Source organism: Micromonospora sp. NPDC048986 (genome assembly GCF_040649335.1).
Lineage (GTDB): Bacteria > Actinomycetota > Actinomycetes > Mycobacteriales > Micromonosporaceae > Micromonospora > Micromonospora alfalfae.
In genome coordinates this window covers 75,908-100,382 of sequence record NZ_JBEZFJ010000012.1, presented here as the reverse complement: position 1 = coordinate 100,382, position 24,475 = coordinate 75,908, and the positions used below count along the sequence as shown (strand labels likewise).

Genomic DNA, 24,475 nt, shown 5'->3' with positions numbered 1-24,475 from the left:
CTGGTCGGCCGGAAACGACAGTTGGAGGACGGTGTGGTCTTCAAGCGGCTCATGAAGGCGATGGGCGTCGGTGGTCCGTCGGTGGAGACGGTGCTGGCCAACGCGAACTGCCGTCCGGGCGGCCAGTTGGAGGGCCGGATCCAGGTGCTGGGCGGCGATCACCAGGTCGACATCGACCACGTCGCCCTCGGCCTTATCACCCGGGTCGAGGTGGAGAGCGGCGACAACGACTACGACACCACTCAGGTGTTCCACCGCCAGCAGGTCACCGGTTCGTTCCGGCTGGAGCCCGGGCAGCGTTACGACCTCCCGTTCCGCTTCGAGGTGCCGTGGGAGACGCCGGTCACCGAGCTGTACGGGCAGCACCTGCACGGGATGACGATGGGCCTGCGTACCGAGCTGGAGGTCGCCCGCGCCGTCGACAAGGGGGACCTGGACGCCGTGTCGGTGCACCCGCTGCCGGCGCAGGAGCGACTGCTGGACGCGCTGCTGCGGTTGGGCTTCCGGTTCGCCCGCGCCGATGTGGAACGTGGCCACATCTACGGCGTACACCAGACGTTGCCGTTCTACCAGGAGATCGAGTTCAGCCCGGCACCGCAGTACGCCCGCTCGATCAACCAGTTGGAGGTCACCTTCATCGCCGACGCGCAGCAGATGCAGGTGGTGCTGGAGGTCGACAAGCGCGGCGGTGTCTTCACCGAGGGTCGGGACGCCTTCGGTCGGTTCACCGTCGACCACGCCACGGCCGACCGCACCGACTGGACCGCCGAACTGGACAACTGGCTCCGCCAGTCCCTGACCCGCCGAGGCCTCTTCTCCTAACCCCCGCCCCACCCCCACCCTCTTCGTCCGTTGATCATGAAGTTATTGCCAGGACACGCCGAGGCGGCGGGCAATAACTTCATGATCAACAGGGACGGTGGGTGGGGTGGGGTGGGGTTATAGGTCTAGGAGGAGGGTGTGGGGGCCTACGTTTGTGCTCTCGACCAGCATGTGGGTGCGGAAGCGGCCGGTCTCGACCTTGGCGCCCCGTTGGCGCAGCGCGTCGACCACGGCTGTCACCAGTGGTTCGGCGACCTCGGCGGGAGCGGCGGCGGTCCAGCTCGGGCGGCGGCCCTTGCGGACGTCGCCGTAGAGGGTGAACTGGCTGACCACCAGGATCGGCGCGTTGGTGTCGGCGGCGGACCGTTCACCGTCCAGGATCCGTACCTCGTGCACCTTGCGGGCCATCGTCTGAGCGGTCTCCGCGGTGTCGGTGTGGGTCACCCCGAGCAGCACCAGCAGGCCGCTGCCGATGGCACCGACCACCTCGCCGTCCACCGTCACACTGGCCCGACCGACGGTCTGCACCACCGCCCGCATCAGGCGCCCACCGGCTCGATGAAGCCGCGTTCCACCAGGTGCGCCACGATCGGGCCGGCGGCCTCGGCCATCTCGTCGGGCTCGACGTCGTGCGCGGCGGCGAGCAGGGCGAGCTGGTCGCGCAGCGGCAGCCGGCCGTCGGCGCCACCGACCAGCGCCAGCACCAACGGATCGATCTCCTCGGTCCAGCGCAGGCCGTGCGGCATCGCGAGGACCTGCCGGTCCACCCCCCAGCCCTCGTCGCCCATGGTGGCCTCCTGCCGCAGCTGGAGGCCCTCGGCGGCCCGGTAGCGCTCGGCGAGCAACGCCTCGGTGTCGCGTACCCGGAGAAAGTCCTGGCGGTCGAACCAGGCGGCGACGTGCTCGCCCAGCGGTGGCTGCACCCGCTGGCGCAGATCCTCCACCCGCACCACCGGGTCGGCGTGCCCGCCCCGACGCACTGACACGATGCCGAAGCCGATGCCCTCCACCTTGTGCGCGTCGAACCAGTCCAGCCAGGCGGCCATCCGCTGCGGGTCGGCGGTCTCACCGACGTCGGTCAGCCACAGGTCGACGTACGCCATCGGGTCGGCCACCTCGCGCTGGATCACCCAGGCGTCCAGGCCGGTCCCGGCGAACCAGCCGGCCACCCGCTCGTCCCACTCCTCGCCGGCGACGTGCACCCAGTTCGCCAGGTACTGCATGGTGCCGCCCTCGGTGAGCAGACCCGGGGCGGCGGCGGCCAGTTCGGCGCCGATCGCGTCACCGACCCGGCCGGAGTCGCGGTACACGTGCGTGGTCGTGCCGGGGCCGACCACGAACGGTGGGTTGCTCACCACCAGGTCGAACCGCCGACCGGCCACCGGGGCGACCAGGTCGCCGCGCAGCAGTTCCCAGTCCTGACCGTTGAGGGCGGCGGTGGTCGCGGCGAAGCGCAGCGCCCGCTCGGACAGGTCGGTGGCGGTCACGGACCGGGCGTGGGTGCCCAGGTGCAGGGCCTGGATGCCGGAGCCGGTGCCCAGGTCCAGTGCGGTGTCGACCGGCCGGCGCATGGTCGCGCCGATCAGGGTGTGGGTCGCCCCGCCGACGCCGAGGACGTGCTCGGCGTGCAACGGGCGACCCGGGCGGGCGCTGGCCGGCACGTCGGCGAGCACCCACCAGTCCTCGCCGTACGGCTCGAGGTCGATGCCGGCACGCAGGCCGTCGCCGTAGCGCTCGACCAGCCCGCCCGCGAGGGCCTCGGCCAGGCTCAGCGGCGCCAGCGCAGCGGTCACCGCCGCCTCCGACTCGGTCTGGGCGCAGATGAACAGCCGGATCAGGGTGCCGAGCGGGTCGCCCTCCTCGGTGGCGCGCAGCGCGGCCCGGTAGTCGTTGCGGGCGACCGCCGCGGTCGCCTGGGCGCCCAGCCGCTCGGCGATGCCGTGGCTGGTGAATCCGGTCCGGGTCAGTGCGCTGCGCAGCGCGTCGACGCCGGCGGGGGAGAGCAGCATGTCGTGTTCGTCCACCCCGACATCCTGCCTCCCGTTGCGTCCCGGGTCAGGGTCACCCGCCGGATGGTGTCGGAGCGTCGGTGTCCGCCCCGATCGGCGCGCCGGGCAGGATGGTCGGCATGACGCTCGTTCTGCCCATCGACCCGGAGGCCAACCGGTTGCTGGAGCGCAGCCCGTTGGCCCTGCTCCTCGGCATGGTTCTTGATCAACAAGTGCCGATGGAGAAGGCGTTCTCGTCGCCGTACGTGCTGGCGCAGCGGCTCGGCCACGACCTGGACGCGGCGGAGCTGGCCGGGTACGACCCGCAGGCCCTGCTCGCGCTCTTCGCCCAGCCGCCCGCACTGCACCGGTTCCCGAAGGCGATGGCGGCTCGGGTGCAGGAGGTCTGCCAGGTGCTGGTGGAGCGCTACCACGGTGAAGCGGCGCTGCTCTGGGCCGAGGTCGCCGACGGGCCGGAGCTGCTGCGCCGGGTCGCCGCGCTGCCTGGTTTCGGCAAGCAGAAGGCGCAGATCTTCGTGGCTCTGCTCGGCAAGCGGTTCGGGGTGACCCCGCAGGACTGGCGGAAGGCGGCCGGGGACTACGGCGACCCGGGCGCGTACCGGTCGGTGGCCGACGTCACCGACGCCGATTCGCTGCGTCGGGTGCGGGAGTTCAAGCAGCAGATGAAGGCGGCGGCAAAGGCGAAGACGACCGGCGGCTGAGCTGTCTGCTCTCAGGCGGCGGTGGGGTGCGCCAGCGAGGCCAGCGCGCGCCGGACGTCGGCCAGCGAGACGGTCGCCGAGTCGTCCAGGTCGGCCAGGCCGGCCTCGATCCACTGGCGCATCAGTGTGGTGACCCCGATGCCCCGGGCGTCGGCGGCGGCGCGGACCCGCTCGTAGGTGTCCAGTGGCAGCCGCACCGAGCGGCTCACCATCGGCACGTCGCTGTCGGGGGTGGGCAGCTCCGCCGCCGGGCTCTCGTCGATCAGCTCGGCGATTCGTTCGCCGCCGCCGTGGAACTGCTTGGTCGCGTCGTTACGGTGCATCGTCACGGCCTCCTCATCGGCGGTCTCTCCGCACGGCCTCGTCGTAGCGCTTGGACTCGACGTCGCTCAGCTCGCGGGCGGAGAGGATGTCCCAGTCGTTGTCGGTGCCATCGGCCTCGGCGAGCAGCACCGCCAGCCGGCGGCCCCGACGGGCGGCGGCGTAGACCACCATCACGTCGTCACCCAGATGACGGATGACCCGTCGGGCGCTGTGCAGCGCCTCCCAGACTTCCCCGGGTGTGACGTCGTAGACCCTCAGGTTGGCCAACGCCTCGTCGGTGAAGCTGAACCTGCTGCCCACATCGCGGAGCGTACCACGGACGTAACACGCGCCGGGAAGAGTCGAAGTTCGCTGATCACGGACCTGCGGTGACAGGATGAGGCGTAACCCCCTCGAGGAGGTCCATGGTGAAGCGTCAGGCGTACCAGCCGATTCTGATCACCGACGCCTCGCGCAGCCAGGACGATCAGCTCAACAGTCGCCAGCGCCGCTATGTCCTGATGATGGGCATCCGGGTGCTGTGCATCATCGTCGGCGCGATCCTGGTCGGTGCGAACGCCCCACTGCTCTGGCTCTGGCTGCCGCTGTGCGGCCTCGGCATGGTGCTCATCCCCTGGCTGGCCGTGCTGCTGGCCAACGACCGGCCGCCGAAGGAAGAGCACCGGCTGGCCAACCGGTTCCACCCCCGCCAACAGGACGACACCCCGCCGATGAGCCTCACCGCCGAGGAACGCCCACACAAGGTCATCGACGTCGAACCCTGACCCGCGAACGGGCCAGGGTTCGAGCGGTCAGGGCAGCGCCGTGCCCGGTGGCCGTGCGCCGGCCGCTACGACTGTGGCCGCGCGCCGGCCGTGGAGACGGCCAGCGCGCCCAGGTCGGTGGCCCGACTCAGCGCCGCGGTCGGGGTGGCACCGGCGAGCCACGCGGTGAGCAGACCGGCCGCGAAGGCGTCGCCCGCGCCCGTGACGTCCACCACCGCCACCCGCCGTGCCTCGGCCACGCAGACCGGCGTGGTGCGGTCCACCCAGACCGCGCCGGCCGCGCCGCGCTTCACCACCACCCGCCGAGCCGTCGCCGACAGCACCCGCCCCTGCGCCGCCGGGTCCAGCCCGCCGGCCAGCACCGTGGCCTCATCCGCGTTGACCAGGAGCAGATCGATGTCGCGTACCCAACTCAGGAACGCCGCCGCGCCGACCCGCCGCAACGGCGCCGCGGAGGCCGCGTCGACGCTGATGGTGAGCCCGCGCTGGCGGGCGGCGGCCAACGCCCGCAGCCCCGCGCCGCGCGACTCCGCGTCCAACAGGGTGTACGCGGACAGGTGCAGATGCCCAGCGCCGGACGCCGCCGCGAGGGCCTGCTCGACGTGCGCGGCGCTCAGCCGCAGGTTCGCGCCCCGCTGGCTGACCATGGTGCGCTCGTCGTCGGCGGCCAACACGATGACAGTGCCGGTCGGGGCGCCCTCGACCTGCTCGATGGCGCAGTCGACGCCGGCCCGTTCCAGCTCGGCGACCCGGTCCCGCCCGGCGTCGTCGTCACCGACGGCCCCGACGAGCGTGACGTCCACCCGCTGCGCGGCGATCCAGGCGGCGGTGTTGGCCGCCTGACCGCCGCCGCCGAGACTGATCGCGGCCCCGGTGTCCGAGCCGGCCGCGAGCGGCCCGGACAACACGGCGACCACGTCGGTGATCACGTCCCCGACGACGACCACGCGGGCCGGTCGGGTCATGCCGCGACGGCGGTGCCGCGGGCCACCGAGGCGACCGCGATCCGCGCGGCCAGGTCGGCGTTGCGCAGGATGATCCGCACGTTCACCGCCAGGCTCGCGCCCTCGGTGGCGGAGTGGAAGTGCGCGAGCAGGTAAGGCGTGACGGCCTTTCCGGTGATCCCGTCCCGCTCCAGCAGGGCCAGGCCCTCGGTGAGAGTCCGGTCGTGCAGCTCCGGGTCGAGTTGCTCGTCGACCGGCAGCGGGTTGGCGATCAGCAGCCCGCCGGTGTGCACGGCGTGCTCGTCCCGGGCGGCGAGCACGGCGGCGACCTGCTCCGGTGAGTCCACCGACCAGTCCAGGTCGAAGCCGGCGTCGGTCAGGTAGAAGCCGGGGAACCGACGGGTGCGGTAACCGACCACGGCGACCCCGAGGGTCTCCAGCCGCTCCAACGTCGCGCCCACGTCGAGGATCGACTTGACCCCGGCGCAGACCACCGCGATCGGGGTCTGCGCCAGGGTGACCAGGTCCGCCGACTCGTCGAAGGTGTGCTGGGCCTCCCGGTGCACCCCGCCCAGCCCGCCGGTGGCGAAGACGCCGATGCCGGCGGCGGCGGCCACCGCGCTGGTCGCGGCCACGGTGGTAGCGCCGTCCGCACCGGTCGCGGCGGCGACCGCGAGGTCGCGGACGGAGAGCTTGGTCACGCCGTCGACAGTGGCCAGCCGGGTCAGCTGCGCGTCGTCCAGGCCGACCACCAGCTCACCGGCGATCATGCCGATCGTCGCCGGAACGGCCCCGGCGTCCCGAACCGTCCGCTCGATCTCCCTGGCCACGCGTAGGTTCTCCGGTCGGGGCAGACCGTGCGAGACGATGGTGCTCTCCAGGGCGACGACGGGCCGGCCGTCGCGCTGGGCTTCGGCCACCTCGGTGCCGTAGCTGATGCGAAAGTCAGTCACACGGGCACCGTACGGGGTGGGGCCTCGGCCGGCCTCAAGTGGACCCGGCCATGATGACCTGCCAAACTTGTCGGTTGGAGGTGCAGACGTGAGCACAGAGGTTCTCGAGCGTCCGGAGCTGAAGGACGCCGACACCGGTCCCGAGATGTTCCATTACGTCCGCAAGGAGAAGATCGCCGAGAGCGCCGTCATGGGCACTTTCGTCGTCGCTCTCTGCGGCGAGACCTTCCCGGTCACCAAGGCGGCCAAGCCGGGTTCGCCGGTCTGCCCCAAGTGCAAGGAGATCTACGACTCGTACCGTGAGTGAACCTCGGCCGGTGCTCCGGCCGGCGACGTAGCCTGCGGCGGTGACCACCTCCACCGCCCTGCTCCTCGCCGACCTGAGCGGGGTGGCGGTGTTCGCCGCCTCCGGGGCCTCGGCGGCGGTGGCCAAGCGACTGGACCTGTTCGGTGTCGCGTTCGTCGGCTTCGTGGCCGCCCTCGGCGGTGGGATCTTCCGGGACCTGGTCATCGACGAGGTGCCGCCGCTGGCCTTCGCCGACTGGCGGTACGCGGCCACTGCCGCGATCACCGCGCTCGCCGTCTTCTGGCTGCACCCGCAACTGGCCCGACTGCGCACCACAGTGCTGGTGCTGGACGCGGCCGGTCTGGCACTGTTCACCGTCACCGGCACGCTCAAGGCGCTCGACGCCCGGGTGCCGGCGGTAGGGGCCTGCCTGATCGGCATGCTCACCGCGATCGGCGGCGGGCTCGGCCGCGACCTGCTCACCGCCGAGATCCCGGTCGTGCTGCGCCGGGAGATCTACGCGCTGGCCGCACTGGCCGGTTCGGTCCTGGTGGTGCTGCTGTACGTCACCGGGCAGACCGGGCCCCTGCCGCTCACCGCCGCCGCCGTCCTGGTCTTCGGACTACGCCTGATCGCGCTGCGTCGACGCTGGTCCGCGCCGGTGGCCACGCTGCGCCCGCCGCGTGCCGACGGGTCGGATCCCCGCACCGACCGGGAGTGGTGAGACGGTCGGGCCGCTGTTCGATCGGGTGCGGGATTGTGACCAGCGTGGCGTCGCCTGGGCCCGACGGCCCGTGCTGGTTATGCTGAGTCGGCCTTCGCGGCAGCTTCTGCGCGGAGGCGTTTTCATGGGCGGCGGATCCTCGTGGCCCTCGCCCGGGGTCCGCCATCGTGCGGTCGGAGAGGAGCTTCGCGTGGCAGCCCGGACGCCGGTGCTCGAGACGTTCCCGGCGCTGCGCGCCTGGCAGCGCAAGGCGCTGGTGGAATACCTGCGTCGCCGCAGCGACGACTTCACAGCGGTCGCCACGCCCGGCGCCGGCAAGACCACCTTCGCCCTGCGGATCGCGGCCGAACTGCTCGGTGACGGCACCGTGGAGGCGGTCACCGTGGTCGCCCCGACCGAGCACCTCAAGAACCAGTGGGCAGACGCCGCGGCCCGGGTGGGCATCCAACTCGACGCCGCCTTCCGCAACGCCGACCTGCACTCCGCGGCCGACTTCCACGGCGCGGTGGTCACCTACGCGCAGGTGGGGATGGCCCCGCAGGTGCACCGGCGACGCACCATGACTCGACGCACCCTGGTCATCCTCGACGAGATCCACCACGCCGGCGACTCTCGGTCCTGGGGCGACGGGGTGAAGAACGCCTTCGAACCCGCCGTACGCCGACTGATGCTCACCGGAACGCCGTTCCGCTCCGACGACAACCCGATCCCGTTCGTCAGCTACGAGCGGGGCGGGGACGGGCTGCTGCGCTCCCGCGCCGACTCCGTGTACGGCTACTCCGACGCGCTGCGCGACGGCGTGGTCCGGCCGGTGCTCTTCCTGGCGTACTCCGGGGAGACCCGCTGGCGTACCAACGCGGGCGAGGAACTGGCGGCCCGGCTGGGTGAGCCGATGACCCAGGACCTGGTCGCCCAGGCGTGGCGTACCGCCCTGGACCCGGCCGGCGACTGGATGCCGCAGGTGCTGCGCGCCGCCGACGCCCGACTCACAGTGCTGCGCAACGCGGGCATGGCCGACGCCGGTGGTCTGATCATCGCCACCGACCAGCAGACCGCCCGCTCGTACGCCAAGCTGATCGAGCAGGTGACCGGCGAGAAGGCCGCCGTGGTGCTCTCCGACGACCAGGGCGCGTCCGCCCGGATCGCGACGTTCGCGGCGTCCGACCAGCGGTGGTTGGTGGCGGTGCGGATGGTGTCCGAGGGGGTCGACATCCCGCGACTGGCAGTCGGGGTCTACGCCACCAGCGCCAGCACGCCGCTCTACTTCGCCCAGGCGATCGGCCGGTTCGTGCGGGCCCGCCGGCCCGGGGAGACCGCCTCGGTGTTCCTGCCCAGCGTGCCGCACCTGCTCGGGTTGGCCAGCGAGATGGAGACCGAGCGCGATCACGTACTCGGTAAACCCAAGGAAGCCGACGGTTTCGACGACGACCTGCTGGAACGCGCGCAGCGCGGCGACCAGGCCAGCGGGGAGTTGGAGAAGCGGTTCGCGGCGCTCTCGGCCACCGCCGAGCTGGATCAGGTGATCTTCGACGGCGCGTCGTTCGGCACCGCGGCCCAGGCCGGCACTCCCGAAGAAGAGGAATATCTCGGCCTGCCCGGTCTGCTCACCGCCGACCAGGTTTCGCTGCTGCTGACCAAACGGCAGGCCGCACAGCTCGCCGCCCAACGCCGCCGTACGGCCGACGGGGCCGCTCAGCCGGCCGCTGCGGCCACGGCAGCGCCACCCGCACCCATGAGCGCCGCTCAGCGTCGCGTGGCCCTCCGGCGCCAACTGAACGCTCTGGTGGCCGCCCGACACCATCGCACCGGCCAGCCGCACGGCAAGATCCATGCCGAGCTGCGCCGGCTCTGCGGCGGACCGCCGAGCGCCCAGGCCACCATCGAGCAGCTTGAGGAGCGCATCGCCACCGTGCAGACCCTCTAGACCGGTCCGGAGCCCTGGCGGACTGCGCCGTGTCGGCCGTGTCGGTTCGTGTCGGCCGTGTCGGTTCGTGTCGGCCGTGTCGGTTCGTGTCGGCCGTGTCGGTTCGTGTCGGCCGTGTCGGTTGTCTGGGTTGTGCCGGGTGTGCCGGTTGCGTGGACGATCAGGTCAGGCGTCATCGTCACTGCCGTGCCCGTTGTCACCGGCCAGCAGCACTGACGCTCGGGCGACCACCGCCCTCGGTGTCTGGCGGACGTGTCGCCTTGGGCCGTGACCCTGTGGCGGGGCCGCGTGTTACCGGCGGCGTGGCGCGCTCCCGTGGTGGCTGTCCCTGCGTGCGTGTGGTCGGTGTCAGTGCTTGCGCCGTTATCCACTCGGCTTCCTTGACGACGCGATGTTCGAGCGAGGTGGAAAGCGCGACTTCCATGAACCCGAGTGGATCAACGGGCCCGGGGCGGTGCTGCGGCTTACCTGCCCGGAACGGCGATGGATGCCCCTGTGGAGGGCGTCCCGATCCCAAGATCGCGCACCATCCTGGTTCTAGTGGTGTCGGTGAGTCGGGGAGGCCACTACATCCTGCTTCGAGCGTGACCTTGACGATCGGTGGCGCCCAGACCTCGCTCCGGGCCTGCCGGAGGTCGGTGTGGTCGTGAAGATCCGCGCAGGATCACTGATGGTGCTGTCTCCGGCATGGCGGAGGCAGCACCATCAGGGGAGTTGCTCGGATCTTGGCGCGGGGCGCGGGGCGGATCGCTCGGGCAGAAAAAGTTGACCGGAGGCACCCTCGGGGTGCCTCCGGTCAGCTATGTCGGTTTGCGGATTTAGTTCGCCATCAGATCGGCGCCACGCCAGCTGAAATCGGGCTCCGTCGCGAACCGCTCGGTGATCTTCACGAGATCCTCCGCGTACTTGTTCGCGTGGTGCCCGCAGAACACCAGCTCGCTCCCACCCGCCAGAGTGATCCGGAGCTTCCCGGCAGCATTGCAGCGGTCGCACCGTTCATCGGCGGCTGGGGGAGCCGCCGTCACGGGCGGCGGCGTGAGGGTCGGGGTCATCGCCTTCCTCCTCTGGTCGTCACCGATGAACAATCTCTTCGGTCGTTGCTCACCTATCGTGCAACACCCTTACTAGGCACTGCCTTCCCTGTGTGCCCGCGGGGGACCGAGGTCACACCTGGAAGGGACAGTGTGCCGTGCACCAAGGGTGCCACGTCAACGATCACATTCGTGCATCCGGACGATCACCATCTGGTGTTGCACACCAGGTGGTCAAAACGACACGTTCGGTTGACGAAACCCGCTCAGTCCAGGTAATCCCGGAGGACTTGCGACCGGGACGGGTGACGCAGCTTCGACATCGTCTTGGACTCGATCTGCCGGATCCGCTCCCGGGTCACCCCGTAGACCTGGCCGATCTCGTCGAGCGTCCGCGGCTGGCCGTCGGTCAGGCCGAAACGCAGCCGTACCACACCCGCCTCACGCTCGGAGAGCGTCTGCAGCACCTGCTGGAGCTGGTCCTGCAGGAGCGAGAACGAGACCGCGTCGACCGCGACCACGGCCTCGGAATCCTCGATGAAGTCGCCGAGCTGGCTGTCGCCCTCGTCGCCGATGGTCTGGTCCAGTGAGATGGGCTCCCGAGCGTACTGCTGGATCTCCAGCACCTTCTCGGGTGTGATGTCCATCTCCTTGGCCAGCTCCTCGGGAGTGGGCTCGCGGCCCAGGTCCTGGAGCAGCTCACGCTGTATGCGGCCAAGCTTGTTGATGACCTCGACCATGTGCACCGGAATGCGGATGGTGCGGGCCTGGTCGGCCATGGCGCGGGTGATGGCCTGTCGGATCCACCAGGTGGCGTACGTGGAGAACTTGTAGCCCTTGGTGTAGTCGAACTTCTCCACGGCCCGGATCAGACCGAGGTTGCCCTCCTGGATCAGGTCGAGGAAGGCCATGCCACGGCCGGTGTAGCGCTTGGCCAGCGAGACCACCAGTCGGAGGTTCGCCTCCAGGAGGTGGTTCTTGGCCCGCTCGCCGTCGCGGGAGATCCAGCCCAGGTCCCGGACCATCTCCCGGACGAGCTTCTCCTCGCCCTCGTCGGCAGCCCGCAGTCGCTCGGCGGCGTAGAGCCCGGCCTCGATCCGCTTGGCCAGCTCCACCTCCTGCTCGGCGTTGAGCAGCGGAACCTTGCCGATCTGCTTCAGGTACGCGCGGACGGAGTCGGCGGAGGCGGTCAGCTCGGCGTCGCGTCGCGCCTGCTTGAGGGCCTCGGACTCCTCGTCGTCCCACTCGAAGTCGTTGTCGGTCGCCGAGGCGGCGGCGTCGGTCTCGGCGGCCTGGGCCAGCTCGGCCGGCTCCTCGACCACCACGTCCTCGATCGCGGCGGCCAGCTCCTCCGGGTCGATCTCACCCTCGGCGCCCTCGCCCTTGGCCTTGCCGCCAGCCTTGGTCGGCTTGGCTCCGGCAGCCGCTGCCACCGTCGCCTTGGTGGCTCGGGTCGACTTGGTCGCCTTCGTCGGCGTCGCGGCCTCCGCGCCGGTCGCCTTGCGAGCGGCCACCTTGCGCGGGGCCGACGTCGCCGGGGCGTCGTCGCCGGCGGGCGCCTGCTTCGGGGCCGGCGCGGCGGCCTTCTTGGTGGTCTTTGCGGTGGTGGCCCGGGACGCTGGCGTGGTCGAGCGGGCCGCGGCGACGCGGCGGCGGGTGCTCGCCGAGCCATCCACCACGACGGTCACTCCCGCCTCGGAGAGCGCCCGCAGGATCTTCTTGGCCTGGGCCGGAGTCACCTCGGCGGACTCGACGGTGCGCGCGAGCTGAGCCGACGTGAGCTGACCACCGGCGCTCTGGGCGTGGGCGATCAGGGTGTCGGTGAGCGAGCGAACGTCGGCGCCGGGCTGGCGGGGTTCTGTCACGAATGACCTTCCGGAGGCGAAGAGCGGGCACGGCGGGTTCGTCCAGCGCAGCGAGGGTTACCGTGCCGGGCGATGTGGTTGAGGGACCCTCGTGTCACGGTCCGGCCGGTGGTCGGCGGTCCGTGCCGCGTGGGCAGGGGTGAATTGTAACGCCGTCTGCGGCGATCATCCTGCTCCGCACCGCGTACCGCCGGTGGGGACCGTCGGTGCGGCGGAGATATGGGCTTCGCGGTAATGATAGCCGCGCTGCCGGCGAAGGGCTTCCGTCGTCGAGGCCGGTGGCGCGCAGATCGTGTCCGAACTGCCGTTTGAGCAGGCGGTACGAGGTCAACGTGGCGATTGCGAGAGTGCGCGTGTGGATCACCGAGGTCGCTGTCGGTTCGGCCGGTGGCGTCCCCACCAGGTCGCGGTTGGGCAACGGTTGTGAGCCGAGCATGGACGGGGCGGTAAGCATTTAAGCGACATTACCAACCTAAAGGGGCATATTGCCGGAGGTCGGCCGCTCAAGCTGCGACGGCGGTGCGGGTGCGGCCACCGCAGAGCGGATCCCAGGCGCCAAAGATCCTGGTCTGGTGCCGTCGTACGGCGTCGGGAACGATGATCTTCGGAAGCCGGGTCGGTAGTTTCACCCACCCACATGCACCCGGAGTGCGGAAAGAGGCGAATCATGACCAACTCGGCCACGACACCGTCGGAGCTGCTGACCATCGCGGTGAAGGTGGCTCGGGACGCGGCGGACACCGCGTACCGGATGCGCGCCGAGGGGGTCGTCGTCGCCGCCACCAAGAGCACCGTCACCGACGTGGTCACCGCCGCCGACCGGGCGGTCGAACGGCAGATCCTCGACGCGTTGGCCGCGCTGCGCCCCGACGACTCGGTGCTGGGCGAGGAGTACGGCGAGGGAGCTTCCAGCGCGACTCGCAGCGGTGTGCGCTGGATCGTCGACCCGATCGACGGCACTGTGAACTACCTGTACGGACTGCCGTACTCCGCGGTCTCGCTGGCCGCCGAGGTGGACGGGGTGGTGGTCGCCGGAGTGGTGCGCAACGTGAGCACCGGCGAGGAATGGACCGCCACGGCCGGCGGTGGGGCCTGGCGCGACGGTGTCCGGCTGCGTTGCTCCAGCGAGGTCGATCTGGGGCAGGCGCTGGTCGGCACCGGCTTCGGCTACGACGCCGGCCGTCGGGCGCACCAGGCGCAGGTGGTGGCCGGTCTGATCGCGCACGTACGCGACATTCGCCGGCTCGGCGCCGCGGCGCTGGACCTCTGCCTGGTCGCCGAGGGGCGGCTCGACGCGTACTTCGAGAAGGGTCTTGCGGCCTGGGACCTGGCGGCCGGCGGGCTGGTGGCCGCCGAGGCGGGGGCTCGGGTCGCCGGCCTGGCCGGACAGCCGCCAGGGCCGGACCTGGTGGTCGCGGCCCCGCCCGCGCTCTTCGCGCCGTTGCACGACCGGTTGGCCGCGCTGGACGCCTCCGGCGGTCCCTGACCGGCGAACCGGGTCGGCCGGCTGTGAGTGGCCGGCCCCGGCCTTCCGGCAGCCGGCCCCGGCCTTCTGGCGGTCAGCTCTGGCCGGCGGGCCGGACCTGGCGGGCCAGAGCCGGTGAGCCAGGTAGCGGGCCAGGTCGGTGAGCCAGGTAGCGGGCCAGGTCGGTGCTGGGCGCCGACCTGGCGCTGCGGTGGGCCGGTTACGCCGTCACTTGGCGGGTGGGGACGGGCACGAGCCCTTGGGAGCCTCCGGCGGACCCGAGTCGCCGAGCGACTGGTTGACCTCGGTGGTGGTGGCGAGCTGCTGGAAGCCGTTGCCCAGCACCACGTCCACGGTGTCGTCGGCGCGCTTCGGGTCGTAGCCCGGCACGGCGTTGTTGAGGAAGTACGCCTGGAGCAGGTGCGCGGAACCGACGCCCTTCGGGCCGTACCGCAGCACCGCGACGCTGTTGACCTTCTTCTCGTTTCCGGTCTTCTTGACCTGGAACTGTCGATTGCTGAACTCGTCGGCGACGGTGTGGGCGAGACCGGGCTGATCCGTGGCGTTGAACACGTTGATCTTGACGTCCTTGCGCTCGCGCAGGGTCAGATCCGCCAGAGGCCAGCCCTCGGGGCAACCCGCTGCGGTGCCCACGTTGCCCTGGCTGTCGCGGACCACGGCCACGACGACGAAGACCAGGGCGATGATCGCCAGCAGGCCGACGACGACGAGTGCTCGCACGCGCGCAAAACTCATCAGGGCACTCCCCGGACCTCAGTGGGTGGTGGCGGCCGGGAACGATCGCTCAGGCCGCCGGCCGTCGAATACGCCGCTGAGGTTAACGGTTGTCCGGCCGTCGCGTGGAAACAGCCCGACATGCCGGCGCGCCGACCGCGAACCGGGTACTACTACCCCTATCTTCGTGTCGCCTGAATCACATTGGGAACAACTTCGCGTGCGGGGGCGTACATCTCAGCCGCAAGGGCGGTATACATGCCTCGCCCAAGGGGGGGTAAGGTTCCGCGCTCGCAGGGGAGTCGCCCCGGCGAGCTCGACCCGTTCGGTCCTCGGGTCGGGTCCCCGACACAAGTGGTGGCCGGCCAGCGGAACCGAAACAGCGTCGTCCGGCGTTACAACCGGAAGCGACAACATCGATATGGGAGAGTGAAACCGATGGCCACCGACTACGACGCCCCGCGTCGCGACGAGGTCGACCTCGGCGAGGACAGCCTGGAAGAGCTCAAGGCACGGCGCGTCGACTCACAGTCGGGCGCGGTGGACGTCGACGAGGCCGAGGTGGCCGAGAGCTTTGAGCTGCCCGGTGCCGATCTGGCCGACGAGGAGCTCACGGTCAAGGTGCTTCCGATGCAGCAGGACGAGTTCCGGTGCGCCCGCTGCTTCCTGGTCCACCACCGTAGCCAGCTGGCGGTCGAGCGTAACGGCGAGCTGATCTGCCGCGAGTGCGTCTGACAAGCACGACAACACCGGCGGCGGCCTCCTGAACGGGGTCGCCGCTGCCGGTGTAGGCATGCGGCAGCTCTGGGTACCTGCTTGACTCGTAGCGGGTAGCCACAGCACCGGGAGGTCCGATGAGCGATCGAGGCGGCACCACCGATGGCGGCGCTGACGGCCTCGGCGTCACCAGTGGCACTGACGACCTCGGTGCCAACGGTGGCACTGATGACCTTGGTGCCAACGGTGGCACCGATGACCTCGGCGCCACCGTCGCGGCGTTGACCGCCGATGACATCGCGCCGGCCCGACGCCGTCAACTGCTGACCCGGATGGTCGGGCAGGCCCGTGCGCGGGGCATCTCCGACCTGTTCAAGCCCCGCGCCGCCGTGCGGTGGATGGTCGACGCCGTCGCCGAGGTCGCTCCGCACGTCCCGGTACGAGACCTGGACACGCTGCGGCGGCACTTCCCCGGCCTGGACGACGCCGCCCTGGCCGACCGGCTCATCCGCAACGCGTCGAGGACCACCGCCGCGATCGGCGCGGCCGGCGGGGGCGTCGCCGCCGTCGAGTGGGCGGTTGCCCCGACCCTGCTCTCCGCGCCGGTGCTGCTCGCCGCCGAGACCGTGGCCGTGGTGGCGGTGGAGCTGAAACTCGTCGGCGAGCTGCACGAGATCCACGGCGTGGCACTACCGGCCGCCGGCAGCCAACGGGCGGTCGCGCTGGTGCACTCCTGGGCCACTCAACGCGGCGTCAACCCGATGGTGCCCGGCGTGGGAGTGGGAGCGGTGCTCGGCACCGCCGCCCGCAAGGAGTTGCGGGAGATGCTGCTGCGGCGTTTCGGTCGCAACCTCACCACGCTCGGGCCGTTCCTGACCGGCGCGGCGGTGGCCAGCTTCCTCAACCGCCGGGCCACCCAGCAGATGGCCGAGCAACTGCAGGTCGACCTGCGTCGGCGGGGCATCGCCCGGCCCGCGCCACCGGCGGCCCTCCCGGGTCCTCCCACCGGCACCTGAGCGGTTCCCCGCCGTTCGGGCCGGCATCTGAGCGGACCCATGCCGCTCGGGCCGGCTCCTGAGCGGGCCCTCGCCGTCGGAGCGGCTCCTGAGCGGGGCCTTCGGCGTCGGGTCAGCCCGGCTCGCCCGCCGTCGGGTGGGTAGCCGCCAGGGCGTTCCGGGCGGTCAGCACCGCCTCGGCCAGCTCGACCGGGTGGCGGGTGCTCACCACCCAGAACGGGGTCGGATCCGCGGGATCGTCGAGGATCACCTGCACGGCGCCGCCGATCCACGGTCGCTGCACCACGAAGGCGAGCGGGTCCGCGCCGACGCCGAGCACCTCACGTCGGCCGGCCACGTCCAGCGGCACCACGTCGGCCACGAAACGGACCGGCAGGCGGGCGTCGTCCACCCGCAGCTCGGCGTCGGCCACCCCGACCCGGATCCGGCCCAGCCACCACAACCCGACAGCGGCGAGCGGCACCAGCACGGCGAACGGCAGCCAGGCGCGGACGCCGGCGGCGCCCATCCAGATCTCGACGGCCAGCAACGCGGCGGCCACCAGCCCGGCCAGCCACAGCCACCAGGGCAGATCCAGCCGCTCGCTGTACGCCGCGCGGGCGGCGACCGGCGGCTGATCGGCGGACGAGGAGGGCGACATGCTCACTCCTGCGAGGGTACGGCGCACGACGGCTCGACGAACCGGCAGGATGGCAGGGTCACCCCGCGAACCGGACGGAAGAGGGGACCCGTGACCGACGTCGTACCCGTGCCTGTGCAACTGCTCGACCCGGAGCTGCCGTTGCCCACGTACGCCCATCCCGGCGATGCCGGGGCCGACCTGGTGGCGGCCGCGGACGTGGAGCTGCCACCCGGCGGCCGTGCCCTGGTGCCCACCGGCGTGGCCATCGCGCTGCCGGAGGGGTACGTGGGCCTGGTCCATCCCCGCTCCGGTCTGGCGGCCAGGCTCGGCGTGACGGTGCTCAACGCGCCCGGTACGGTCGACGCCGGCTACCGGGGTGAGATCCTGGTCAACCTGATCAATCATGATCGGGAGGTGCCGGCGAAGATCTCCCGCGGCGATCGGATCGCGCAGCTCGTGGTCCAGCAGGTCGCGCGGGCGCGGTTCGAGCCGGTGGTCGAGCTGCCCGCGTCCCGACGCGGGGCCGGTGGGCACGGGTCCACCGGTGGGCACGCCGGGTTGGTGCCGTCGCCGACGGGCCAGGACCGGGTCGAGCGGCGGCCGAGCGAGCCGGGCCGCGGGCAGACGGAAGAGGTGGCAGGGTGAGTGTGAACAGCGGAGGGCAGGCGCAGTGATCTTCTCCCGGAAGCGGGCCGATGCGGAGCGGCAGACCCGTGGCGAGCGGGCTACCCAGGTCCCGGACCAGGGTGATGCGACGCCGACGTTGGAGCGCGGCCCCTACGACATCTCCGAGAGCTACGACGACGTGCAGCGACTCGACCTGGGCAGCCTGCACATCCCGGCGATCGCCGACGTCGAGGTGCGGGTGCAGGCCGACCCACAGGGTGTGATCCAGCAGGTGGTGCTGGTGCACGGTGACAACGCGCTCCAGTTGGGCGTCTTCGCCGCCCCCCGGTCCGAGGGCATCTGGGACGAGGTGCGCGAGGAGATCCGGCAGTCGCTGCTGCGCGACGGCGCGAGCGCGCAGGAGGTCGCCGGCGAGTACGGCCCGGAGCTGCACGCTCAGGTGAATACGCCGGACGGCGCGACGAACCTGCGGTTCGTCGGAATCGACGGGCCGCGTTGGATGGTCCGGGGCGTCTTCCAGGGCCCGGTGGCCACCGACCCGGCCATGGCCGGCCCGCTCGTCGAGTGCCTGGACGGCCTGGTGGTCGACCGTGGGCAGGAGGCGAAGCCGGTCCGCGAGCCCCTGCCGCTGCGGTTGCCTCGGGAGATCGCCGACCAGACCGAGGCCGAGGCGGGCGACGCCGCCGCCGCGCCGCGTCAGGTCTGACCGGCGCGCACCGGCCCGCCGGAACCAGCCCCGTCGGCGTACGCTGGCGGCACGGTTCCGGCGCCGCCGGGGCCGGCCGGGGACGGCGAGCGTGGAGAGGGTGACGCGGAGGTCATGACGACCGACGAGGGCCGGGTGTCGCTGCGGCGCATCCTGCAGAGGTTCACCGCCAGCGAGGCCGAGATCGACGCGCAGGAGCTGCGTCGGGAGAGCGCCGAGTGCGGCGGGATCCCCGCCCAGCAGTGCTCCCGGGGTCAGCTGGTCTCGGTCGCCGGTCGGTTGCGCACCGTGGTCTACACGCCGCGCACCAATCTGCCCACCCTTGAGGCCGACCTGTACGACGGCAGTGACGTGGTCACCCTGGTCTGGCTGGGTCGACGGCACATCGCCGGGATCGAGCCGGGCCGGCATCTGACCGCCCGCGGCCGGGTGGCCGTGCGCGACGACCGCAAGGTCATCTACAACCCCTACTACGAGCTGGACTCGCCCAAGTGACGGCACTGCGGACGGAAGGCCGGCGATGACGACGGGACAGGACCGGGCGGCACAGCCGGAGACCGACCCTCAGGACGAGGAGCCGCTGCCGACGATCGCCGAGCAGATGGCCGACCAGCTCGGCGGCTGGCGCGGGCTGGTCGAGTCGAGCATCCCGGTAGTGGTGTTCGTCGTCGCCAACGTGATCGGCGAGCTGCGGCCGGCGGTGATCGCGTCGATCGCGGTGGCAGTGCTGATCGCGGGGCTGCGGCTGGCCCAGCGTCGGCCGGTCCGGCACGCCGTCAACGGGCTCTTCGGCGTCGGCGTCGGCGCGGCCATCGCGTGGCGTACCGGCGACGAGCGTGACTTCTACCTCCCCGGCATCCTCTACGGCATCGGCTACGGCGTCGCCCTGCTGATCTCGGCGGCGATCCGGCAGCCGCTGGTGGGCTGGATCTGGTCGGTGTTGGTGGCCAAGGGCCGTTCGGAATGGCGGTCCGACCCGAAGCTGGTGCGCACCTTCACCCAGCTGACAGTGCTCTGGGGCGTGGTCTGGCTGGCCAAGGTGGGCGTGCAGGCCGGGCTCTACCTGGCCCACCAGGACACCGCCCTGGGTGTGGCCCGGCTGGCGCTGGGCTACCCGCCGTACGCGCTGCTGTTGCTGATCACGGTCTGGACGGTGCGCCGGGTCACCCGGGAGTCGCCGCCGGCCCCGCTGCCCAGCGCCTGAGCGACGCCGGGCGACCGGACCGCTCAGCGCGCCCGTCGGGGTCAGCGTGAGCTGCGGGTCCGCTCGACGCTGTCCGGTCCGAGGATCACCGCGCGGACCGCGTCCTCCACCTCCGCGGTGCACACGAAGATCAGCTCGTCGCCGGCCTCGATCGGATCGTCCGGGCTGGGCACCAGGACCCGCTTGCCGCGCAGGATCGCCACCAGGGCGGAGTCGCGGGGCAACGGCACGGCGTGGATCGGTTGACCGACGTAGGGGGCGGTCGGCGGCAGGGTGATCTCGACGAGGTTCGCCTCGCCCTGTCGGAAGGTCATCAGCCGGACCAGGTCGCCGACGGTGACCGCCTCCTCGACGAGCGCGGCCATCACCCGCGGCTTGCTCACCGCGACGTCCACGCCCCACTGCTCGGTGAACAGCCACTCGTTCTCGGCCCGGTTGACCCGGGCGACCACCCGGGGCACCGCGAACTCGGTCTTGGCCAGCAGCGACAGCACCAGGTTGGTCTTGTCGTCGCCGGTCGCCGCGACCACCACGTCGCAGCCGGCGACGTCGGCCTCCTCCAGGCTGCTCAGCTCGCACGCGTCGGCCAGCACCCACTCGGCGGCCGGCACCCGGTCCGGGCGCAGCATCTTGGGTTGGCGCTCGATCAGCATCACCTGGTGGCCGTTGTCGATCAACTCCTGGGCGATCGAGCGGCCCACGTTGCCCGCGCCCGCGATGGCGACCCGCATGGCTCAGTGCCCTCCTTCCGGCGGCGTCGCCGCCACCGACGTGACCGTCGCCACAATGTCATCGCTGACCAGCATGAACACCTGGTCGCCCTCCTGCATGACGGTGGAGCCGGTGGGCAACGTGCCGATGCCGAAGCGGATCAGGTAGGCCACCCGCGCCCCGGTCGCGTCCTCCAGCGTCCGCACCGGTCGGCCGATCCAGTCCTTGTGTACGGGAACCTCGACGATCGACACGGTGCTCGTGGGGTCGCGGAAGATCTCCACGTTGCCCTCCGGCACCAGGTGTCGCAGCATCCGGTCCGCCGTCCACCGCACTGTCGCCACTGTGGGGATGCCCAACCGCTCGTAGACCTGCGCCCGGCGCTGGTCGTAGATGCGGGCGGCGACCCGGGACACGCCGAACGTCTCGCGGGCTAGCCGGGCCGAGATGATGTTGGAGTTGTCGCCGCTGGACACCGCCGCGAAGGCGTCCGCGCGCTCGATGCCGGCCTGCCGGAGCACCTCACCGTCGAAACCCGCCCCGGTCACCGTGATGCCGGCGAAGTCGGGGCCGAGCCGGCGGAAGGCGTCGGCGTCCTGGTCGATCACCGCCACCGAGTGCCCTCGGGACTCCAGGCTGTGGGCGAGGGTCGACCCGACCCGACCACATCCCATGATCACGACGTGCACGCTGTCCCTCCCAAGGTGCGTACCACTCCCGCTGCCGGCGGCCTTCGAGTGCGAGCCTGCCACGTCCCGGTCACCAGCGAGGACCGACCGTACCCCGCCGTCGCGAGCAGCGGTGATCGCCCACCCCCGCGCCCCCGCCGTGGTGGTCGTACTCTTGGCGTTCGTGGCCAGTCCCACCTCGCTGCTGAAGCGGCTTCTTCTCGGTCGACCGTTCCGGTCCGACCGGCTCCAGCACACCCTGTTGCCGAAGCGCATCGCGCTGCCCGTGTTCGCCTCCGACGCGCTGTCCAGCGTCGCGTACGCGCCCGACGAGATCCTGCTGACCCTCTCCATCGCCGGCGCCTCCGCGTACGTCTTCTCGCCATGGATCGCGCTGGCCGTGGTCGTGGTCATGCTCACCGTGGTGGCGAGCTACCGGCAGAACGTGCACGCCTACCCGTCCGGTGGCGGCGACTACGAGGTGGCCACCGTCAACCTGGGACCGAAGTTCGGCGTCGGGGTGGCCAGCGCGTTGCTTGTCGACTACGTGCTCACGGTGGCGGTGTCGGTCTCCTCCGGGGTGGCCAACCTGGGCTCGGTGGTCCCGTTCGTGGCCACCCACAAGGTCCTGATCGCGGTGAGCGCGGTGATCCTGCTGAGCGCTGTCAACCTGCGTGGGCTGCGCGAGTCGGGCACGGCGTTCGCCATCCCCACCTACGGCTTCGTGATCGTGATGGGCGGGATGCTACTCACCGGGCTGTTCCGGGTCTTCGTCATGGGTGACGAGCTGCGCGCGCCGAGCGCCGACCTGGTGATCCAGGCCGAGCACAGCGTGACCGGTTTCGCGCTCATCTTCCTGCTGCTGCGGACGTTCAGCTCGGGCGCCGCCGCGCTCACCGGTGTCGAGGCGATCTCCAACGGGGTGCCGGCGTTCAAGGCGCCGAAGAGCCGCAACGCCGCCACCACCCTGCTGCTGCTCGGCGGCATCTCGGTGAGCATGCTGGTCGGGATCATCTGGCTGTCCCGGCTGACCCACCTCCAGTTCGTCGAGGACCCGGGCCTGCAGATCGTCTCCGGCCCCGAGGGGTACGTGCAGAAGACGGTCACCACCCAGCTCGGCGAGACGGTCTTCGGTTCCGGGTCGATCCTGCTCTACGTGGTGGCCGGAATGACCGCCCTGATCCTCTTCCTGGCCGCGAACACCGCGTTCAACGGCTTCCCGGTGCTCGGCTCGATCCTCGCCCAGGACCGCTACCTGCCCCGCCAGTTCCACACCCGGGGCGACCGGCTGGCGTTCTCCAACGGCATCGTCTTCCTGGCCCTCTTCGCGATCGTGCTGATCGTCGGCTTCCAGGCCGAGGTGACCCGACTCATCCAGCTCTACATCGTCGGGGTCTTCGTCTCGTTCACCGTGTCCCAGGCCGGCATGATCCGGCACTGGAACCGGCACCTGCGCACCGAGCGGGACCCGGAGGCGCGCCGCCGGATGCACCGCTCCCGTGCCATCAACACGTTCGGCGCGGGCCTGACCGGCGCGGTGCTGGTGATCGTCCTGATCACCAAGTTCCTGCTCGGCGCCTGGATCGCGATCGCCGCGATGGCGGTGATCTACGTACTGATGCTGGCGATCCGCCGGCACTACGACCGGATCGCCGTCGAGCTGACCCCGCCGGACGAGGGCCGGGCCGTGCTGCCCGCCCGCAACCACGCGATCGTGCTGGTCAGCAAGCTGCACCAGCCGACGCTGCGGGCCATCGCCTACGCCCGCGCCACCCGGCCGGACACGCTCACAGCGGTGACCGTCAACGTGGACGAGAAGGACACCCGGGACCTGCAGGCCGACTGGGAGCGACGGGAGATGGCGATCCCGCTCACCGTGATCGACTCTCCGTACCGGGAGATCACCCGCCCGATCCTGGACTTCGTCGCGTCCACCCGCCGCAAGTCGCCCCGGGACGTGGTCACCGTGTTCATCCCGGAGTACGTGGTCGGCCGGTGGTGGGAGAACCTGCTGCACAACCAGAGCGCCCTGCGCCTCAAGGGCCGGCTCCTCTTCGAACCAGGGGTGATGGTGGTCAGCGTGCCGTGGCAGCTCGCGTCGACAGCGAGCAAGAACCTGGACCGGCTGGACGCCACGCTGTCCCGGACACCGGCGCGTGGGCCACGGAGCGCCGCACCGCCGCTGGTCGCCGCGCCGCCGGTGGCCAGCGCGCCGCCCGGCGACGGCGGGCCCGAGAACAGCGACACGATGGGGAACACTCGTGACTGAGTCGGGCGGTCCGCGGACCGCGACACCCGGGACACCGACGGCGTCGGCCTCAACGACGTTCGAGCGGGGCCTGGCCGAGACGGACCGGGTCGAGCTGACCGTCGACGCGGTCGCCCCCGGCGGGCACTGTGTCGCCCGGGTGGACGGGCAGGTGGTCTTCGTCCGGCACGCGCTGCCGGGTGAGCGGGTCATCGCCGAGGTCACCGAGGTGCACCGGGGGTTCGTCCGGGCCGACGCGGTGACAGTGCTGGAGCCCTCACCGGACCGGGTGGAGCCGCCCTGCCCGTACGCGAAGCCGGGTGCCTGCGGGGGCTGCGACCTCCAGCACGTCGCACCGGCCGCGCAGCTGGCCTGGAAGACCGCGGTGGTCCGCGAGCAACTGGTCCGCCTCGGCGGGCTGACCGACGTCGAGCTGGACCGGCTCGGCGTCCGGGTCGAGGCGCTGCCCGGTGGGCTGCTCGGCTGGCGCTCCCGGGTCCGTTACGCGGTCGACGCCGCCGACCGGGCCGGCCTGCTCAAGCACCGCTCACACGAGGTGGTGCCGATCGACCGCTGCCGGATCGCCCACCCGGCCATCCAGCAGCTGCCGGTGCTCAGCCCCACCGGTGCGCGCTGGCCGGCCGCCGAGGCGGTGGAGACCGTCGCCAGCACCGGCGGGGACGTGACCGTCACGGAGATCCGCAACGGGGTGCCCACCCCGGTCAGTGGCCCGACCGAGGTCCGCGAGGTCGCCGCCGGACGGGACTGGACGCTGCCCGTGTCCGCGTTCTGGCAGGTGCACCCGGCCGCCGCAGACGCCCTCTCCACCGCAGTGCTGGAGTTGCTGGACCCGCAGCCGGGCGAGGTCGCCTGGGACCTCTACGGCGGCGCTGGGCTGTTCGCCGCCGGGCTGGCCGCACGGGTCGGCGCGACCGGCCGGGTGACACTCGTCGAAGCGGCCGCGCAGGGTGTCGCCGCCGCCCGGGAGAACCTCGCCGACCTGCCCAGCGTCGAGGTGGTGTCGGCCCGGGTGGAGACCGCGCTGGCCCGCCGACGAATCACCGGCCCGGTCGACGTGGTGGTGCTCGACCCGCCGCGCTCCGGGGCCGGAGCCCAGGTGGTCCGCGCGCTGGCCGCCGCCGGTCCGCGGGCGGTCGCGTACGTGGCCTGTGACCCGGCCGCCTTCGCCCGGGACGTGCGGACTTTCGCCGACCTCGGTTGGCGGCTGGCGGCGCTACGGGGCTTCGACCTCTTCCCGATGACGCAGCACGTCGAGCAGGTCGGGCTGCTGCTTCCCCCGGACGCGCCGGAGAACACCCCGGGCGGCGCCTGACCGGGTGCTCAGCTGCCCACTCCTGGCCCGGTGCGGGTGCGTGGGGCTCGGGCCAGGCTGCGGAGTACCGCAGGGC

At 71.6% G+C, this 24,475-nt stretch carries 27 protein-coding genes; 15 read left to right on the top strand and 12 right to left on the bottom strand.

Annotated elements, in window-relative coordinates:
- Window positions 1–33 precede the first annotated feature (33 nt).
- Window positions 34–822 carry a sporulation protein gene (locus AB0B94_RS23690; protein WP_357284513.1) on the top strand — a complete coding sequence of 263 codons (789 nt, stop codon included), beginning with the start codon at window positions 34–36 and terminating at the stop codon, window positions 820–822.
- A 117-nt stretch (window positions 823–939) separates the two neighbouring features.
- Here the strand turns inward: AB0B94_RS23690 and dtd are convergent, their stop codons facing one another.
- Window positions 940–1,362, bottom strand: coding sequence for a D-aminoacyl-tRNA deacylase (gene dtd, locus AB0B94_RS23685; protein WP_357284057.1), 423 nt, complete (start codon window positions 1,360–1,362; stop codon window positions 940–942).
- Window positions 1,362–2,846, bottom strand: coding sequence for a methyltransferase (locus tag AB0B94_RS23680; RefSeq protein ID WP_357284053.1), 1,485 nt, complete (start codon window positions 2,844–2,846; stop codon window positions 1,362–1,364). Before AB0B94_RS23680 ends, dtd begins: the two co-directional genes overlap by 1 nt.
- Before the next feature lie 95 nt (window positions 2,847–2,941).
- Here AB0B94_RS23680 and AB0B94_RS23675 point away from each other — a divergent pair, with 95 nt between their 5' ends.
- Window positions 2,942–3,532 carry an HhH-GPD-type base excision DNA repair protein gene (locus AB0B94_RS23675; protein ID WP_357284510.1) on the top strand — a complete coding sequence of 197 codons (591 nt, stop codon included), beginning with the start codon at window positions 2,942–2,944 and terminating at the stop codon, window positions 3,530–3,532.
- Between the two features lie 11 nt (window positions 3,533–3,543).
- On the opposite strand, the gene AB0B94_RS23670 is transcribed toward AB0B94_RS23675, so the two are convergent.
- On the bottom strand, window positions 3,544–3,855 hold the full coding sequence (locus AB0B94_RS23670; protein ID WP_124858894.1) for a hypothetical protein: 312 nt from the start codon (window positions 3,853–3,855) through the stop codon (window positions 3,544–3,546).
- 13 nt (window positions 3,856–3,868) lie between these two features.
- The gene (locus AB0B94_RS23665; protein WP_124771959.1) at window positions 3,869–4,156 is read right to left on the bottom strand and encodes a hypothetical protein; all 288 of its coding nucleotides are present in this window, start codon (window positions 4,154–4,156) and stop codon (window positions 3,869–3,871) included.
- Window positions 4,157–4,260: 104 nt separating this feature from the next.
- On the opposite strand from AB0B94_RS23665, the gene AB0B94_RS23660 reads away from it, so the two are divergent.
- The gene (locus AB0B94_RS23660; RefSeq protein WP_030337423.1) at window positions 4,261–4,620 is read left to right on the top strand and encodes a DUF3099 domain-containing protein; all 360 of its coding nucleotides are present in this window, start codon (window positions 4,261–4,263) and stop codon (window positions 4,618–4,620) included.
- Between the two features lie 65 nt (window positions 4,621–4,685).
- Here AB0B94_RS23660 and AB0B94_RS23655 read toward each other — a convergent pair whose 3' ends face one another.
- Window positions 4,686–5,585 carry a PfkB family carbohydrate kinase gene (locus AB0B94_RS23655; protein ID WP_357284049.1) on the bottom strand — a complete coding sequence of 300 codons (900 nt, stop codon included), beginning with the start codon at window positions 5,583–5,585 and terminating at the stop codon, window positions 4,686–4,688.
- Window positions 5,582–6,517: a pseudouridine-5'-phosphate glycosidase gene (locus AB0B94_RS23650; protein ID WP_357284046.1), complete on the bottom strand. Its 936-nt coding sequence runs from the start codon at window positions 6,515–6,517 to the stop codon at window positions 5,582–5,584. Before AB0B94_RS23650 ends, AB0B94_RS23655 begins: the two co-directional genes overlap by 4 nt.
- An 88-nt stretch (window positions 6,518–6,605) precedes the next feature.
- Between AB0B94_RS23650 and AB0B94_RS23645 the strand changes: the two genes are divergently transcribed.
- The 3 genes from AB0B94_RS23645 to AB0B94_RS23635 all read left to right on the top strand — a co-directional run bounded on the left by AB0B94_RS23645 (window position 6,606) and on the right by AB0B94_RS23635 (window position 9,451).
- On the top strand, window positions 6,606–6,824 hold the full coding sequence (locus AB0B94_RS23645; RefSeq protein WP_007456912.1) for a DUF3039 domain-containing protein: 219 nt from the start codon (window positions 6,606–6,608) through the stop codon (window positions 6,822–6,824).
- Window positions 6,825–6,864: 40 nt separating this feature from the next.
- Window positions 6,865–7,527: a trimeric intracellular cation channel family protein gene (locus tag AB0B94_RS23640; RefSeq protein WP_357284041.1), complete on the top strand. Its 663-nt coding sequence runs from the start codon at window positions 6,865–6,867 to the stop codon at window positions 7,525–7,527.
- A 190-nt stretch (window positions 7,528–7,717) separates the two neighbouring features.
- A complete protein-coding gene (locus AB0B94_RS23635) occupies window positions 7,718–9,451 on the top strand; it encodes a DEAD/DEAH box helicase (protein ID WP_357284038.1) in 1,734 nt (577 codons plus the stop codon).
- Between the two features lie 818 nt (window positions 9,452–10,269).
- Here the strand turns inward: AB0B94_RS23635 and AB0B94_RS23630 are convergent.
- Both AB0B94_RS23630 and AB0B94_RS23625 read right to left on the bottom strand, forming a co-directional pair.
- Window positions 10,270–10,503, bottom strand: a complete 234-nt coding sequence (locus AB0B94_RS23630) for a hypothetical protein (protein WP_091402071.1) — start codon at window positions 10,501–10,503, stop codon at window positions 10,270–10,272.
- A 245-nt stretch (window positions 10,504–10,748) separates the two neighbouring features.
- Window positions 10,749–12,347 carry an RNA polymerase sigma factor gene (locus AB0B94_RS23625; RefSeq protein ID WP_238671847.1) on the bottom strand — a complete coding sequence of 533 codons (1,599 nt, stop codon included), beginning with the start codon at window positions 12,345–12,347 and terminating at the stop codon, window positions 10,749–10,751.
- A 667-nt stretch (window positions 12,348–13,014) separates the two neighbouring features.
- Here AB0B94_RS23625 and AB0B94_RS23620 point away from each other — a divergent pair.
- Complete coding sequence (locus tag AB0B94_RS23620; RefSeq protein WP_357284035.1) at window positions 13,015–13,833, top strand: inositol monophosphatase family protein; 819 nt, start codon at window positions 13,015–13,017, stop codon at window positions 13,831–13,833.
- Between the two features lie 207 nt (window positions 13,834–14,040).
- Here the strand turns inward: AB0B94_RS23620 and AB0B94_RS23615 are convergent, their stop codons facing one another.
- On the bottom strand, window positions 14,041–14,553 hold the full coding sequence (locus AB0B94_RS23615) for a LytR C-terminal domain-containing protein (RefSeq protein WP_357284507.1): 513 nt from the start codon (window positions 14,551–14,553) through the stop codon (window positions 14,041–14,043).
- 432 nt (window positions 14,554–14,985) lie between these two features.
- On the opposite strand from AB0B94_RS23615, the gene AB0B94_RS23610 reads away from it, so the two are divergent.
- Both AB0B94_RS23610 and AB0B94_RS23605 read left to right on the top strand, forming a co-directional pair.
- The gene (locus tag AB0B94_RS23610; protein WP_007075406.1) at window positions 14,986–15,282 is read left to right on the top strand and encodes a DUF4193 domain-containing protein; all 297 of its coding nucleotides are present in this window, start codon (window positions 14,986–14,988) and stop codon (window positions 15,280–15,282) included.
- Between the two features lie 119 nt (window positions 15,283–15,401).
- Window positions 15,402–16,280, top strand: coding sequence for a hypothetical protein (locus tag AB0B94_RS23605; protein WP_357284031.1), 879 nt, complete (start codon window positions 15,402–15,404; stop codon window positions 16,278–16,280).
- Window positions 16,281–16,392: 112 nt separating this feature from the next.
- Here the strand turns inward: AB0B94_RS23605 and AB0B94_RS23600 are convergent, their stop codons facing one another.
- Window positions 16,393–16,920, bottom strand: a complete 528-nt coding sequence (locus AB0B94_RS23600; RefSeq protein WP_357284028.1) for a DUF3093 domain-containing protein — start codon at window positions 16,918–16,920, stop codon at window positions 16,393–16,395.
- A 90-nt stretch (window positions 16,921–17,010) separates the two neighbouring features.
- Here AB0B94_RS23600 and dut point away from each other — a divergent pair, with 90 nt between their 5' ends.
- The 4 genes from dut (at window position 17,011) to AB0B94_RS23580 (ending at window position 19,439) form a co-directional block, all read left to right on the top strand.
- Entirely contained in the window at window positions 17,011–17,547 is a 537-nt protein-coding gene (dut, locus tag AB0B94_RS23595; RefSeq protein ID WP_357284025.1) for a dUTP diphosphatase, read from the top strand.
- Window positions 17,548–17,572: 25 nt separating this feature from the next.
- Window positions 17,573–18,235, top strand: coding sequence for a DUF3710 domain-containing protein (locus AB0B94_RS23590; protein ID WP_357284021.1), 663 nt, complete (start codon window positions 17,573–17,575; stop codon window positions 18,233–18,235).
- Between the two features lie 114 nt (window positions 18,236–18,349).
- Window positions 18,350–18,730 (top strand): OB-fold nucleic acid binding domain-containing protein, encoded by a 381-nt coding sequence (locus AB0B94_RS23585; RefSeq protein WP_124816055.1) that lies wholly within the window; start codon window positions 18,350–18,352, stop codon window positions 18,728–18,730.
- Window positions 18,731–18,755: 25 nt separating this feature from the next.
- The gene (locus tag AB0B94_RS23580) at window positions 18,756–19,439 is read left to right on the top strand and encodes a DUF3159 domain-containing protein (protein ID WP_357284018.1); all 684 of its coding nucleotides are present in this window, start codon (window positions 18,756–18,758) and stop codon (window positions 19,437–19,439) included.
- Between the two features lie 41 nt (window positions 19,440–19,480).
- Here AB0B94_RS23580 and AB0B94_RS23575 read toward each other — a convergent pair whose 3' ends face one another.
- Window positions 19,481–20,170: a TrkA family potassium uptake protein gene (locus AB0B94_RS23575; protein ID WP_238671855.1), complete on the bottom strand. Its 690-nt coding sequence runs from the start codon at window positions 20,168–20,170 to the stop codon at window positions 19,481–19,483.
- Between the two features lie 3 nt (window positions 20,171–20,173).
- Window positions 20,174–20,839, bottom strand: a complete 666-nt coding sequence (locus tag AB0B94_RS23570; protein WP_112586756.1) for a TrkA family potassium uptake protein — start codon at window positions 20,837–20,839, stop codon at window positions 20,174–20,176.
- 163 nt (window positions 20,840–21,002) lie between these two features.
- Here AB0B94_RS23570 and AB0B94_RS23565 point away from each other — a divergent pair, with 163 nt between their 5' ends.
- Entirely contained in the window at window positions 21,003–23,087 is a 2,085-nt protein-coding gene (locus AB0B94_RS23565; RefSeq protein WP_357284011.1) for an APC family permease, read from the top strand.
- Between the two features lie 70 nt (window positions 23,088–23,157).
- Window positions 23,158–24,399 carry a TRAM domain-containing protein gene (locus AB0B94_RS23560; protein WP_357284504.1) on the top strand — a complete coding sequence of 414 codons (1,242 nt, stop codon included), beginning with the start codon at window positions 23,158–23,160 and terminating at the stop codon, window positions 24,397–24,399.
- Window positions 24,400–24,475: the final 76 nt, after the last annotated feature.